Origin of the sequence: Streptomyces sp. NPDC023723 (assembly GCF_040639815.1) — a bacterium.
GTDB lineage: Bacteria > Actinomycetota > Actinomycetes > Streptomycetales > Streptomycetaceae > Streptomyces.
This window is the reverse complement of sequence record NZ_JBFAAP010000037.1, coordinates 1-13581: the sequence shown is the minus strand read 5'-3', so window position 1 is coordinate 13581 and position 13581 is coordinate 1. Positions and strand designations below refer to the sequence as shown.

Annotated in this window: 10 protein-coding genes and 2 pseudogenes; 6 read left to right on the top strand and 6 right to left on the bottom strand. The window is 73.8% G+C overall.

Annotated features, from left to right (window positions below):
- Positions 1 to 2: 2 nt before the first annotated feature.
- From AB0G32_RS29160 to AB0G32_RS29150, 3 genes are all read right to left on the bottom strand, one after another.
- The gene (locus AB0G32_RS29160; RefSeq protein WP_361169626.1) at positions 3 to 662 is read right to left on the bottom strand and encodes a hypothetical protein; all 660 of its coding nucleotides are present in this window, start codon (positions 660 to 662) and stop codon (positions 3 to 5) included.
- Between the two features lie 144 nt (positions 663 to 806).
- Positions 807 to 2099 (bottom strand): YeeE/YedE family protein, encoded by a 1293-nt coding sequence (locus tag AB0G32_RS29155; protein ID WP_361169623.1) that lies wholly within the window; start codon positions 2097 to 2099, stop codon positions 807 to 809.
- Positions 2100 to 2372: 273 nt separating this feature from the next.
- Complete coding sequence (locus tag AB0G32_RS29150; RefSeq protein ID WP_361169620.1) at positions 2373 to 2915, bottom strand: MOSC domain-containing protein; 543 nt, start codon at positions 2913 to 2915, stop codon at positions 2373 to 2375.
- 346 nt (positions 2916 to 3261) lie between these two features.
- Here AB0G32_RS29150 and AB0G32_RS29145 point away from each other — a divergent pair, with 346 nt between their 5' ends.
- Both AB0G32_RS29145 and AB0G32_RS29140 read left to right on the top strand, forming a co-directional pair.
- Complete coding sequence (locus tag AB0G32_RS29145) at positions 3262 to 4089, top strand: alpha/beta hydrolase (protein ID WP_361169617.1); 828 nt, start codon at positions 3262 to 3264, stop codon at positions 4087 to 4089.
- A gap of 113 nt (positions 4090 to 4202) precedes the next feature.
- Positions 4203 to 4424, top strand: a complete 222-nt coding sequence (locus AB0G32_RS29140) for a hypothetical protein (RefSeq protein WP_361169614.1) — start codon at positions 4203 to 4205, stop codon at positions 4422 to 4424.
- 39 nt (positions 4425 to 4463) lie between these two features.
- On the opposite strand, the gene AB0G32_RS29135 is transcribed toward AB0G32_RS29140, so the two are convergent.
- Both AB0G32_RS29135 and AB0G32_RS29130 read right to left on the bottom strand, forming a co-directional pair.
- On the bottom strand, positions 4464 to 5087 hold the full coding sequence (locus tag AB0G32_RS29135; RefSeq protein ID WP_361169611.1) for a DUF998 domain-containing protein: 624 nt from the start codon (positions 5085 to 5087) through the stop codon (positions 4464 to 4466).
- Between the two features lie 69 nt (positions 5088 to 5156).
- Positions 5157 to 6233 carry an NADH:flavin oxidoreductase/NADH oxidase gene (locus AB0G32_RS29130; protein ID WP_361169609.1) on the bottom strand — a complete coding sequence of 359 codons (1077 nt, stop codon included), beginning with the start codon at positions 6231 to 6233 and terminating at the stop codon, positions 5157 to 5159.
- A gap of 457 nt (positions 6234 to 6690) precedes the next feature.
- Between AB0G32_RS29130 and AB0G32_RS29125 the strand changes: the two genes are divergently transcribed.
- The 4 genes and pseudogenes from AB0G32_RS29125 to AB0G32_RS29110 form a co-directional block, all read left to right on the top strand.
- The gene (locus AB0G32_RS29125; protein WP_361169606.1) at positions 6691 to 7347 is read left to right on the top strand and encodes a response regulator transcription factor; all 657 of its coding nucleotides are present in this window, start codon (positions 6691 to 6693) and stop codon (positions 7345 to 7347) included.
- Positions 7348 to 7637: 290 nt separating this feature from the next.
- On the top strand, positions 7638 to 11069 hold the full coding sequence (locus AB0G32_RS29120) for a CARDB domain-containing protein (protein WP_361169603.1): 3432 nt from the start codon (positions 7638 to 7640) through the stop codon (positions 11067 to 11069).
- Between the two features lie 128 nt (positions 11070 to 11197).
- Positions 11198 to 12709 (top strand): amidohydrolase, encoded by a 1512-nt coding sequence (locus AB0G32_RS29115; RefSeq protein ID WP_361169600.1) that lies wholly within the window; start codon positions 11198 to 11200, stop codon positions 12707 to 12709.
- Positions 12710 to 12751: 42 nt separating this feature from the next.
- Positions 12752 to 13465: pseudogene (locus tag AB0G32_RS29110) on the top strand (alpha/beta hydrolase); the annotation flags it as partial.
- Here AB0G32_RS29110 and AB0G32_RS29105 read toward each other — a convergent pair.
- Positions 13366 to 13581: pseudogene (locus AB0G32_RS29105) on the bottom strand (hypothetical protein); the annotation flags it as partial. The pseudogenes AB0G32_RS29110 and AB0G32_RS29105 overlap by 100 nt on opposite strands.

Sequence of the window (13581 nt, the reverse complement as noted above, 5' to 3'; positions counted from 1 at the left end):
ATTCAGCCGTCGGCGCGCAGCCGGCGCAGGTAGTCCTCGGGGCGCTGGTACGGCGCGTCCTGGGCGCCGGGGCGGTGCAGGGTGAGCCGTCCGTCGGGGTGCAGCCGCACGGTCGTCGTCGCCCGGCGCCGCCCGGCCGCCGGGTGCGGTCCGGCGAGTACGGGGACGGCGGCCGGGAACATGGCGAGCGCCTCGCCGGTGTGGGCGGCGGGCGGGCGGCCGGTGCGGTTGGCGCTGCTGACGTACAGGACCGGATGGTCGTCCAGGACCGTGCGCACCGGTTCCCAGCGGGCGCCGAACAGGAGCATCCAGCCGTCCTTGGCGGCCGGGCCCGTCCAGGACGGGCGTTCGGTGTCCGGGCGCAGCGGCAGCAGCACGGTGAGGTGTTCCTCGGTGAGCAGGCGGCGGGCCAGCGCGCGGTCGCCGGGGGTGAGGTCCCAGAGCGGGTCGAGTGCGCGCAGGGTGGCCGGGTGGTGGGCCCACAGGGCGACGGGCTGGGTGACCGGCCGTTCCTTGGCCGCGTTGACGGCCGGTGCGTGGACGGCGGTGACCACGTGGGTCAGCGGCGCCGGGTTGGGCAGGACGACGGCCCGGCCGGCCGCCAGGGCACGGCGGGTCTCGGCGAGGGTCGCCGGGGTCCGGGCGGGGGCGTTCGCCGTCACAGCGGCTCCTGGGTGGTGCGGGGTCGGTCGGTGCGGGTCTTGGCGGTGCGGGTCGTGGCAGTGCGGGTCGGCGCCGGGGCGTACGGGTCGTCCGTAGCCCCGCCGCCGTCTTACCGTCTCGCTCCTCGGACGGTCACCGTCCGGTCAGCAGACCCCGTCGCCCGGCTTGGGGTTGCCCAGGCCGAACAGTGGACGGAGCTTGAGACCGACCCAGGTGCCGGCCAGCGCGAAGGCGCCCCACACCCAGCCACTGAGACTGCCCGAGGCGATCCCCGCGAGGTAGGCGCCGATGTTGCAGCCGCCGGCCAGCCGGGCGCCGATGCCCATCAGCACCCCGCCGAGCACCGAGGCGACCGCCGTACGCCACGGAATGCCGCGGTGCAGGGCCCAGCTGCCGCCGAGGGCCGCGGCGACGGCCGCGCCGATCATGATGCCGATGTCGGTGAGGCTGGTCTTGTCGGCCAGCACCGGGCCCGCCAGCATGTCGGCGTTGCCGGGCTGCCGCCACCAGGTCCAGTTCTCGGGGTGGCCGCCGAGCGTGCCCACCAACTCCGAGCCCCACAGGCTGAACGCGCTGGTCACGCCCCAGGCGCCGCCGGAGACCAGCAGCACGCCGGCGCCGAGCACGGCCAGCGCCAGGGCGCCCGCGGCCAGCGGCCAGGAGCCGCGCAGGGCCCGGACGGCCGCGCCGCGCGCCGAGGGGACGGGCCCGAGCGGCGGCGGGTTGCGCCGGGCCTGGACGCGGCGCGAGACGAACACGACCAGCAGCAGCGCGGCGATCGTCACCGCCCAGGAGCCGAACCAGCCGATGTGGTCGGACAGCACCACCGGGTCCCAGGCCGGCAGGTCCTGCCACAGGTCGTACTGCCAGGCGGCGAGGGTGGCGCCGGTGATGAATCCGGCGAGGGTCAGCACCACCGAGGTCTGTCCCGAGCCGACGGCGAAGAGGGTGCCGGAGGCGCAGGCCCCGCCCAGCTGCATGCCGATCGCGAAGAGCGCCGAGCCGGCCACCAGGCCGACGCCGAGCGAGCCGCCCGACGGGGCCGGCTGGGAGCCGAACAGTCCGGTGCCGGTGCCGATGATCACCGCGAACAGTGTGGCGGTGGTGCCGAGCAGCAGGGTGTGGGCCCGCAGTCCGGTGCCGTTGCCGACCGCGACCAGCTGGCGCCAGGCGGAGGTGAAGCCGAAGCGGGAGTGGAACAGGGCGACCCCGAGGCCGAGTCCCAGCAGGAGCAGCACGCCGGGCTTGGCGCCGTGCGCGGACCACACGTAGGCGGTGAGGGCCACGGCCAGCAGCGCGGCCACGACCAGGGGCGTGCGCCGCACCGGCGGCAGGGGCGGCGCGGCCGGCCGGGCCGAGGAGGTGGGGGACGGGGTGAAGAGGCCGGTGGGCACGCGCGGCGGCGCGGCCGGCCCGGCGGGCGGGGCGGTGGTCACGGATGGTCTCCGGGGTGTGCACGGGGCGACGGGCGGGGGCACGGGGCGCCCGGCGGCGCGGACGGGCGGGTCTCAGCGGCGGCGACAGAGACCGTCGTCGACGCACCACGCGGAGGTCGCGAACAGCGCGAGGCACAGCAGGGGGGCCGGGGCAGACATGCGTGCGAATATACGGAACCACGGCCTCCGGAAGCCAAGCCGTCTCGCCATGCGGGCATCGATTTGAGACGGCGGTGCGGCGACAGCGGGCGGCCGAGCCGGCCCGGCAGTGAGTCAGACCCGGTCCAGTGGGCGGTGCGGGCCGCTCGGCAGTTCCGCCGTGATCGGGTCGCCGGGGCGGACCACCCCGCCCTCCCGCACCACGGTCATGATCCCGGCCCTGCGCACGATCCGGCCCGCCTCGTCGCGGCCCACGACCCGCTTGAGCAGACCGTCCTGGAACGCGTCGATCTGCAGACAGGGATTGCGCAGACCGGTCACCTCCAGCACCGCTGCCCCGCCGAGCCGCAGCAGGGTGCCGACCGGGAGGCCGAGCAGGTCGATGCCACGAGTGGTGACGTTCTCGCCGAGTTCGCCGGGCCCGACCTCGAAGCCGTCCTCGCCGACCTCGGCGAACAGTTCCTCGTGGATGAGGTGGACCTGGCGCAGGTTCGGCTGGGTGGGGTCCTGCGCGACCCGCGACCGGTGCTTGACGGTCACTCCGGCGTGCACGTCGCCCGCCACGCCCAGACCGGCCAGCAGGGTGATGCTCGGCCGGTTGGGCTTGGTGAACGAGTACTCCCCGTTGCTGCTGACCGCTGTCACTGTCCCGCGCATGATCCGCGACCCCCTTCTCGTGGCCTTCGCGTCCATCACCGGTGACGACCCTAACTCTCGTGTTCCGACGAGTGGCAGAGCGCCTGCCGCCACCCGTCCGGAGCAGCGGGGCGGCCGGGCCACCGGGCGGCGGCCCGGCGGGGCCTGGCCGGACCGGGGCATGTCCGCCGGTGGGCCGGAAGGGCCGCGTGGCCGGCCCGCCGATTGCGGGCGCCGGTCGGCTGGACTCTGATGGGAGCGCGGCCGTGGGAGAGCCGGCCCCCGTCCCCACCGGTGCCGGGCGGCCCGGCGCCCGGGCCTCTCCCCCGCCCTTGCCCCACCTCTCTCTTGCGAGGAGCACAGGCTCATGCCCATCTGCACGACGCGTGACGGAGTCGAGATCTTCTACCAGGACTGGGGCAGCGGCCGCCCGGTCGTCTTCATCCACGGGTGGCCGCTCAACGGCGACGCCTGGCAGGACCAGCTCAAGGCGGTGGCCGACGCGGGTTTCCGGGGCGTCGCCCACGACCGCCGGGGCCACGGCCGCTCCACGCCGGTGTACGACGGCTACGACTTCGACACCTTCGCGGACGACCTGAACGACCTGATCAACCACCTCGACCTGCGCGACGTCACCCTGGTCGCGCACTCCATGGGCGGCGGCGAACTGGCGCGCTACATCGGGCGCCACGGCACCGACCGGGTCGCCTCCGCCGTCCTGCTGTCCGCCGTCACCCCGCTGCTGGCCCAGGGACCGGACAACCCCGAGGGGGTGCCGGGCCAGGTGCTGGAAGGCATCAAGGCGGGCATCGTCAAGGAGCGGTCGCAGTTCTGGCAGGACACGGCGGTGGGGTTCTTCTCCGCGAATCGCCCGGGGAACAAGGTCACGCAGGGCAACAAGGACGCGTTCTGGTACATGGCCATGCAGCAGACGATCACGGGCGGCGTCGACTGCGTGGACGCGTTCGGCTACACCGACTTCCACGAGGACTGCCGCGGCTTCGACGTGCCGACGCTCGTCGTGCACGGCGACGACGACCAGGTCGTCCCGATCGACGCCACCGCCCGCAAGGCGGCCCGGATCATCCCGGGGGCCGTGCTCAAGGTGTACGAGGGCGGCTCGCACGGCATCGCGATGGTGGCCGGCGACAAGGAGCGGTTCAACGAGGATCTGCTCGACTTCCTCAAGAGCTGATCCGCTTTCTCAGGAGCTGATCCGCCTCCTCGAGAGCTGATCCGCGGGCACCGCGTGCCGCGCGGTACGGCGTTCCGCGTGCGTACCGCCGGCCGGGCCCGCACGCTGGTGCCATGACCGCGACGCGCCCGGTGACCGTGTACCCGCCCGACGACGACGGCGGTAGGCGGGTGCGGGTGGACGGCGAGATCCTCGGCCGGGCGTTCAGCGTGCGGGACGTCGCCCGCTTCCTCCAGGAGGTCGGGCTCCAGGGCTGGGACGAGATGGACGTGGTCCGCTCCCGCCTGATCGAGTGGCGCGGCGGCGGCCCGGGCGAGTGGACCCCCGGCGCCTGACGGACACGGCCTACCTCCGCCCCGACGCCGGCCGGCCGCCTAGCGGTGTCCGGCGGGCTGCTCGTCCCGCTCCGGGCTCCGGCTGCCGGAGCGGGCGAGACACGAGGTGACCACGACGAACGGCCACAGGGACTGCACGGCCGTCACCACCCGCTCGGCGAGCCCCGCGATCCCGTGCAGCTGCATCTCGGCCATGAACCAGATCCCGCCGGCCGCCATCAGAGCGGTCGCGGCGCACGCGGGTCCGGGCCGCAGCGCCCAGGGAGCCGCGCCGCCGCCCCACGCGGCCAGCACCGGCCACACCGCGAGCAGCGTGAAGCCGATCACGGTGGCGGTGCCGTGCCGCAGGGAACCGCCGCTGCTCGGCGCGGGCAGCGCCACCACCAGGAACGCCGCGAGGCCGCCGCCGCCCAGTGCCAGCCGGCCGGCCCCGGAGGCGACCCGCAGTCCCCAGGCGGTCAGCAGATGGCAGACGCCCAGGGCGGCCAGCGCCCCGTTCATCACCCAGTAGCCGGGTCTCCCGTACGCCCCCAGGACACTGATGGTGCGGGTGAGGGGGTCGTAGCCGGGTCCTTCCAGTGCCCCCGCGATCGCCCAGCCCACGATGAGCAGGACGGGCGCGCAGCCGGAGGAGAGCAGGGCCCAGCGGGGAACGATTCGCACCGGACCACCATAAAGCGGTCAGGTCCGGCGGGCGCCCGATCCGGGCCGGTCAGGGACGGCCGGTGGCGGTCAGGGGCGCCAGCCGTACTGCGGGGGAATGCGCACGTCGCCGCCGAGTTCCCGGGCGGCGCGCCGGGCCCAGGTGGGCTCGCGCAGCAGTTGCCGGCCGATCAGGACGGCGTCGGCCTCCCCGGCGGCGAGGATCTTCTCCGCCTGGCCGGGGTCGGCGATCTCGCCGACGGCGGCCACCGGCATGTCCGTCTCCCGCTTGATGCGGGCGGCGAACGGCACCTGGTAGCCCGGCCCGACCGGGATGGTCACCCCGTCGGCGTTGCCGCCGGTGGAGATGTCCATGAGGTCGACCCCGTGCTCGGTCAGGACCCGGGCGAGGGCGACGGACTCGTCCGGGGTCCAGCCGCCCTCGTCCAGCCAGTCGGTGGCGGACAGCCGGAAGAACAGCGGGAGGTCGTCCGGCCAGACCTCGCGCACTGCGTCGACGACCTCGACGGCGTACCGGACGCGGTTGTCGAAACCGCCGCCGTACTCGTCGGTGCGCCGGTTGCTGTGCGGGGAGAGGAAGTTGCCGATCAGGTAGCCGTGCGCGCCGTGTATCTCGACGACCTGGAAGCCGGCGGCGAGGGCGAGCCGGGCGGAGGCCCGCCACTGGTCGAGGGTCTCGCGGATCTCGTCGACGGTGAGTTCGTGCGGGACCTTCAGGCCGGGGTACGGCTCGGCGCTGGGGCCGACCGGGGTCCAGCCGTACTCGTCCGGCCCGACCGGGCGGTCGCCCGCCCAGGGCCGGCTGGTGGAGGCCTTGCGGCCGGCATGGGCGAGCTGGATGCCGGCGACGGTGCCCTGGCTCTTGAGGAAGTCGGTGATGCGGCGCAGTCCGCCGGCCTGCGTCTCGTTCCACAGGCCCAGGTCCTGGGGCGAGATGCGACCCTCGGGGGAGATGCCGGTGGCCTCGAGAACGATCAGTCCGGTGCCGCCCGCGGCGCGGGCGCCGTAGTGCTGGAAGTGCCAGTCGGTGGCCACGCCCTCGGCCAGGCCCTCGGGGGCGGCGGAGTACTGGCACATCGGCGGCATCCACACCCGGTTGGGCACGGTCACCGAACGCAGGGTGTAGGGCTCGAAAAGAGAACTCACTCAGAAAACTCCAGACAGGAGGGCGTCCCAACAGTTTGCACACGTGTACATTACCACTTCGCGGATACCCGCATCCGCAATAGTCGGCGCACGCAAGCAACCCCCTGCTCCCCCATTGACCCTCCGCCCTCGGCCGGGTTCCCTACATCGACTTCGCGTCGCGGTGGCCGGGGCACGCGGACGGTTCACCTGGGACCCGTCCGACCGACGCGCATCTGCTTTCACGGACGCTCCCGCGACAAACAGACCGCGCCGGTGACGGCCTTCGCACACCGGAGTCTCCCGCCCGACGCGCGTTCGGTTTCCCGGGCCCCCGGCGTCACCCCGGGGTCCCGCCGAACGGACGGGCGGCTGACCGGAAGGGATCTCCAGCCGGGTCCGGGCAGGACCTAGCCTGGTCCTGACCATGCTCAAAAGGGGGACGAATGGGCGCACTCGGCCGCGAAAAGGTGTCCGGATGACGGTGGGGGTTCTGATCGTCGACGACCATCCCCTGTTCCTCCAGGGACTGCGCAGCGCCCTGGACACCGAAGCCGACCTGACGGTGGTCGGGGAGGCGGGCAGCGGCGAGGAGGCGGTGGCGGCCGTCACGCGCCTCGGGCGGGCCGTGCAGGTGGTCCTCATGGATCTGCGGCTGCCCCGGATGCCGGGCGTGGAGGCGATCCGCACGATCACCTCGGGGACCGCCGGGCACCGGCCGCGGGTGCTCGTCGTCTCCCTGTACGAGGACGACGACGAGGTGGTGGCGGCGCTGCGCGCGGGCGCCCACGGCTACGTGGCCAAGGAGGCGTCCCGGGACGAACTGCTGCGGGCGGTACGGACGGTGGCGGCGGGCGGCGCGGTCTTCAGCCCGTCCATCGCGGCCCGCCTGGGCACGTACTTCTCCGCCATCCACGACTTCCCCGGCCGTATCGCCTTTCCGCACCTCACCAACCGGGAGCGGGAGATCCTCGACCTGCTGGCCCGCGGACACACCAACCGGCGGATCGCCCGGCACCTGTTCCTCTCGGACAAGACGGTGCGCAACCATGTGTCGCACATCTTCGCCAAGCTCCAGGTCAGGAACCGCGACGACGCCATGATCCGGGCCAGGGACGCCGGCCTGGGGTCGTAACGCGTCCCTTTTATTTGCGCTACTTGCGCGATCTCTTGCGGAGAATTGACAGTCACATGACTCCGCGGACGCCCGCACACCCCCGTGACCCCGAGGTCTGCTGACCGCAAGTCACGCAAGCGGATTTCCGCCCGTCGGGCCTCGCATCCCAACCCATTGACAAACGTCAGAGCCGTCACAACTCTGTGGACGCGTTTTCCGCAAAAAATCGACCGAGTTGCTCAATTGGCGTGCAGAAACTCCCTGGCATCCTCCGGAACGTCCCGGAACTCTACGGAACAGAGGACCTCATGAGATGGAGACCCCTCGGCCGCCGGCCGCTGACCTGTGCCCTGACAGCGGGGCTCATGGCGGCCGGTCTGGCGCCGGTGACCCTCGCCGCCCCGGCCCACGCCGCGCCGGCCCCGGCGACGGCCGCCGCCGGCACCAACCTCGCGCTCGGCCGTCCGGCCACGGCCGGCGGCGCGCACGGCGAGTACGCCGCCCGCAATGTCACCGACGGCGCGCAGGCGTCCTACTGGGAGGGCCCCGCCGGGTCCTTCCCGCAGTGGGTGCAGACCGACCTGGGCACCGCCCGGGAGATCGAGCGGGTGGTGCTCAAGCTGCCGTCCGGCTGGGAGGGCCGTACCCAGACGCTCGCCCTCCAGGGCAGCGCCGACGGTACCGTCTTCCGTACCCTCGCCGCCTCGGCGGCCCGCGCGTTCGACCCGGCCCGCGCCAACACCGTCACCGTCGACCTGGCCGACCCGGCCGAGCTGCGCCATGTCCGCGTCCAGGTCACCGGCAACACCGGCTGGAACGCGGCGCAACTGGCCGAGCTGGAGGTGTACGGCGAGGACGTCACCACCGAACCACCGCCCACCGGCACCAATCTGGCGCGCGGCAAGCCGGTCGAGGCCACCTCGTCGACGCAGTCCTACGTCGCGGCCAACGCCACCGACGACTCCACCGCCACCTACTGGGAGGCCGCCGGACACCCCGCCGACCTCACCGTGCGGCTGGGCGCGGACGCGGACGTCACCGGGGTCGTGGTCAAGCTCAGTCCGGACCCGGTGTGGGCGGCCCGTACGCAGAGCATCGAGGTGCTGGGCCGCCAGGCGGCGGCGAGCGGCTTCAGCTCGGCGCGGGCCCGGGCGGACTACGCGTTCACCCCGGCCACCGGCAACACCGTGACGATCCCGGTCAGCGGCCGCTGGGCCGACGTACGGCTCAGGTTCTCCGCCAACTCCGGGGCGCCCGGCGGTCAGGTCGCCGAGTTCCAGGTGGTCGGCACCGCCGCGCCCGCGCCCGACCTGACCGTCACCGGCCTGGACTGGTCGCCCGCCGAGCCCGACGAGCGGGACCCGGTGACCGTCGGTGCCACCGTCCGCAACGCCGGGACGGCCCGCTCGGCCGCGACGACGGTCCAGGCGAGCGTCGAGGGGACGGTCGCCGGCCGGGCCGACGTACCCGCCCTCGAACCGGGTGCCTCGGCCGAGGTGGCGGTGGACACCGGCACCCACGCGGCGGGGAGTTACGCCGTCTCCGCGGCCGTCGACCCGGGCAACTCGGTCGCCGAGCTGGACGACTCCAACAACAGCCGCAACGCGGCGGACCGCCTCGTCGTCGCCCGGGCGCCCGGACCGGACCTGGAGGTCCGCTCGATCACCGCCGACCCGGCCAACCCGGCCGTGGGCGCGGCCGTCTCCTTCACGGTCGCCGTGCACAACGCCGGCACCACCGCCGCGGCGGCCGGATCGGTGACCCGTCTCCAGGCCGGCAGCACCGTGCTCAACGGCACCACCGGCCAAGTGGCCGCCGGTGCCACGGTGAACGTGCCGGTCAGCGGCGTCTGGACGGCGACCGCGGGCGGTGCCACCCTCACCGCGACCGCCGACGCCACCGGTGTCGTCGAGGAGACCGACGAGAACGACAACGTCCTCGCCAAGTCGCTCGTCGTGGGGCGCGGTGCCGCCGTGCCGTACACCGAGTACGAGGCGGAGGACGGCCGGTACCAGGGCACCCTGCTGGCCGCCGATGCCAAGCGGACCTTCGGACACACCGACTTCGGCACCGAGTCCTCGGGACGGAAGTCGGTCCGGCTGGACGCCACCGGCGAGTACGTGGAGTTCACCTCGACCACCTCCACCAACTCCGTCGTGGTGCGCAACTCGGTCCCCGACGCGCCGGCCGGCGGTGGCGCGGACGCCACCATCAGCCTCTACGCGGACGGCCAGTTCGTGCAGAAGGTGCCCCTGTCGTCCAAGCACAGCTGGCTGTACGGCAACACCGACGACCCGGAAGGACTCACCAACCGGCCCGGCGGTGACGCGCGGCGGCTGTTCGACGAGTCCCACGCGCTGCTGGCGCGGACCTATCCGTCGGGCACCGTGTTCCGGCTCCAGCGGGACGCGAGCGACTCGGCCGCCTTCCAGGTCATCGACCTGATCGACCTGGAGCAGGTCGCTCCCCCGGCGGCCAAGCCGGCGAACTGCGTCTCCATCACCGAGTACGGGGCCGTCCCGAACGACGGGCTCGACGACACCGACGCCCTCCAGCGGGCGGTGACCGCCGACCAGAACGGGGACATCCCGTGCGTGTGGGTGCCGGCCGGGCAGTGGCGTCAGGAGCAGAAGATCCTGACCGACGACCCGCAGAACCGGGGCCAGTACAACCAGGTCGGCATCCGGGACGTCACGATCCGCGGCGCCGGCATGTGGCACTCGCAGTTCTACACCCTGACCCCGCCGCACGAGGCGGGCGGCATCAACCACCCGCACGAGGGCAACTTCGGCTTCGACATCGACGACAACACCCAGATATCCGACCTCGCCATCTTCGGCTCCGGCACCATCCGGGGCGGTGACGGCAACCAGGAGGGCGGCGTCGGTCTCAACGGCCGCTTCGGCAAGGGCACGAAGATCAGCAACGTGTGGATCGAGCACGCCAACGTCGGGGTGTGGGCCGGCCGCGACTACTCCAACATCCCCGAGCTGTGGGGTCCCGGCGACGGCCTGGAGTTCACCGGCGTCCGGATCCGCGACACGTACGCCGACGGCATCAACTTCGCCAACGGCACCCGCGACTCGACCGTCTACAACTCGTCCTTCCGCAACACCGGCGACGACTCCCTGGCGGTGTGGTCCAGCAAGTACGTGAAGGACACCTCGGTGGACATCGGCCACGACAACCACTTCCGCAACAACACCATCCAGTTGCCGTGGCGGGCCAACGGGGTCGCGGTGTACGGGGGTTACGGCAACACCGTCGAGAACAACGTCATCTCCGACACGATGAACTACCCCGGCATCATGCTGGCCACCGACCACGACCCGCTGCCCTTCACCGGCCAGACGCTCCTGGCGGGCAACGCCCTGTACCGCACCGGCGGCGCGTTCTGGAACGAGGACCAGGAGTTCGGCGCCATCACCCTGTTCGCGCAAGGGCAGGACATCCCGGGCGTGACCATCCGGGACACCGAGATCCATGACTCGACCTACGACGGCATCCAGTTCAAGACGGGAGGCGGCGCGATGCCGGACGTGAGGATCACGGACGTCCGGATCGACAAGTCCAACAACGGCTCCGGCATCCTGGCGATGGGCGGCGCCCGGGGCAGCGCCACCCTGACGGACGTCACCATCACCGGGTCCGCCGAGCAGGACGTGGAGATCGAACCGGGCTCCCAGTTCACCATCACGGGCACCCCGCAGGGGGCGGCCGCCCGGCGCGGCGACCGCTGATCCCGCCGGCCGGCCGCCCGCGGTGCCATCGCGGGCGGCCGGCCTCGCTCTCGCCCCGGCCGCCGCCCCCGGGGTACTGTCCGGCACGCTGAACTCGCCCGGACCCCGCGCGCCTTCGGGAGGACACCGTGCCGACCACCACCACGACCGCCACGACCACCGCGCCGCCGGTCACCCTGGAGCGGGTCCGCCTCGGGGCCGGCGGTCCGCTCAGCGACGTACGGATCGAGAACGGCCTCGTCACCGCCGTGTACCCGGCGGCCGAGGCACCCCGCGCCCCGGGTGAACGCCTCCGTCTCGACGGCCGCACCCTGCTCCCCGGCCTGTGGGACTCGCACGTGCACATGGTGCAGTGGGCGGGGGTGCGCCGCCGGCTCGACCTGTCCGGCGCGCGGTCGGCCCGGGAGGCGGCCGACGCGGCCGGGAAGCGGGCCGCCGGCCGGCCGGCCGGAGAACTCCTCGTCGGCTACGGCTTCCGCGACGGACTGTGGCCGGACACACCCGGCAAGGGCCTGCTGGACGCGGTCACCGGGGACCGGCCCACGCTGCTGATCAGCGCCGACCTGCACTGCGCCTGGCTGAACTCCGCCGCCCTGGCCGCCGCCGGACACGGCGACCACCCGACCGGACTGCTGCGGGAGGGCGCGAGCATGCGCGCGGTGGCCGACCTGACCGCCGTGTCCGCCGAGGTGACGGACCGCTGGGTGCGGGAGGCCGGCGCGGCGGCGGCCGCGCGGGGTGTCACCGGGATCATCGACTTCGAGTACGCCGACAACATCACCGACTGGACCCGGCGGGCGCGCACCGCCCCGCCGGCGCTGCGGGTGGCGGCGGGCATCTGGCTCCCCCACCTGGACCCGGCGATCCGGCGCGGGCTGCGCACCGGGCAGGTACTGGACACGCCGGGCGGGCTGCTCCAGGTGGGTCCGTTCAAGCTGCTCAGCGACGGTTCGCTCAACACCCGCACCGCGCTGTGCCACGACGCCTATCCGGGGCTGGCGCCGGACGCGCCCGGCGCGTACGGGCTGCAGGAGGTGTCGCCGCCGGACCTGGTCCGGCTGCTGCGGCACGCCTCCTCGCACGGCATCGTGCCCGCCGTGCACGCGATCGGGGACCGCGCGTGCGAGACGGTGCTGGACGCCTTCGAGGCGGTGCGCTGCCACGGCCGGGTGGAACACGGCCAGTTGCTGGCCGCCAAGGACATTCCGCGCTTCGCCGAGCTGGGCGTCACGGTGGGCGTTCAGCCCAGCCACGCGGTGGACGACCGGGACGTGGCCGACCGGCACTGGCCCGGCCGTACCCACCGGGCGTACCCCTTCGCCGACCTGCTGCGGGCCGGGGCGGTCCTGGAACTGGGGTCCGACGCGCCCGTCGCGCCGCTCGACCCCTGGCTGACCATCGCGGCCGCCGTGGCCCGGACGGACGGGGCGCGCGAGCCATGGCACCCGGAGCAGCGCATCCCGGTGGCGGACGCGCTCACCGGGTCCGCGCGGGGCAGACGGCTGATCCGGGCCGGCGACCCGGCGGACCTGGTGGTGACCGACGTGGACCCGCTCGGCGCGGACCCGGGCACCCTGCGCCGGATGCCGGTGCACGCGACGATGACCGCCGGCACCTGGACCCACCGGACCCCCGCCTGACCACCCGCACCGGCCGACGCCCGCCGCTTCTAGACTCGGTCCATGCCGATGCCTCTGGTCCTCGTCCACGGACACCCCTTCGACCACACGATGTGGTCCCCGCAGACCGCCGCCTTCGCGCCGCGGCGGCGGGTGATCGCACCGGACCTGCGGGGATACGGCGCCTCGCCCGGCACCGCGGACGTCACCCCGCTGTCCGTGTTCGCCGAGGACCTCGAGGAACTGCTCGCCGCCTCGGGCGTGGCGCGCTGCGTCATCGGCGGGCTGTCGATGGGCGGCCAGATCGCCATGGAGTACTGCGCCCGCTTCCCGGAGCGGGTGGCGGGGCTGCTGCTCGCCGACACCCGCGCCGAGCCCGAGACGCCCGAGGGACGCGCGGTGCGCCGCGCGACGGCGGACCGGCTGCTGCGCGAGGGGATGCGGGGGTACGCCGACGAGGTCCTGTACCGGATGGTCGCGCCGCACGCGCCCGCCGAGGTCGCGGCGCACGTCCACCGCATGATGACCGGTACCGGTCCGAAGGGCGCCGCGGCGGCGCTGCGGGGCCGCGCCGAGCGCCCCGACTACCGGCCGGTGCTGTCCCGGGTCGCGGTGCCGGCGCTGGTGGTGGTCGGCGCCGAGGACGAGTTCACGCCGGTGAGCGACGCCCGGACGATTCACGGCCTGCTGCCCGACGCCGCCCTCGTGGTCGTGGAGGGAGCCGCGCACCTGCCCAACCTGGAACGGCCCGAGGCGTTCAACGCGGCCCTCGGGGACTTCCTGCGCCGGGTGGACGCCGCTGCCGCCTGAGAGAAGGTCTCCAGGTCGATGCCGGCCCGCAGCACCAGATGCCGCAGCCGGTCCTCGGCACCGTCCCGGCCGGGCGGGAAGTC

Excerpts from the sequence above, each read along its gene's own strand:
- AB0G32_RS29125 (WP_361169606.1), top strand. The coding sequence starts at position 6,691 with ATGACGGTGGGGGTTCTGATCGTCGACGACCATCCCCTGTTCCTCCAG.
- AB0G32_RS29150 (WP_361169620.1), bottom strand. The coding sequence starts at position 2,915 with ATGCGCGGGACAGTGACAGCGGTCAGCAGCAACGGGGAGTACTCGTTC.
- AB0G32_RS29120 (WP_361169603.1), top strand. The coding sequence starts at position 7,638 with ATGAGATGGAGACCCCTCGGCCGCCGGCCGCTGACCTGTGCCCTGACA.
- AB0G32_RS29145 (WP_361169617.1), top strand. The coding sequence starts at position 3,262 with ATGCCCATCTGCACGACGCGTGACGGAGTCGAGATCTTCTACCAGGAC.
- AB0G32_RS29140 (WP_361169614.1), top strand. The coding sequence starts at position 4,203 with ATGACCGCGACGCGCCCGGTGACCGTGTACCCGCCCGACGACGACGGC.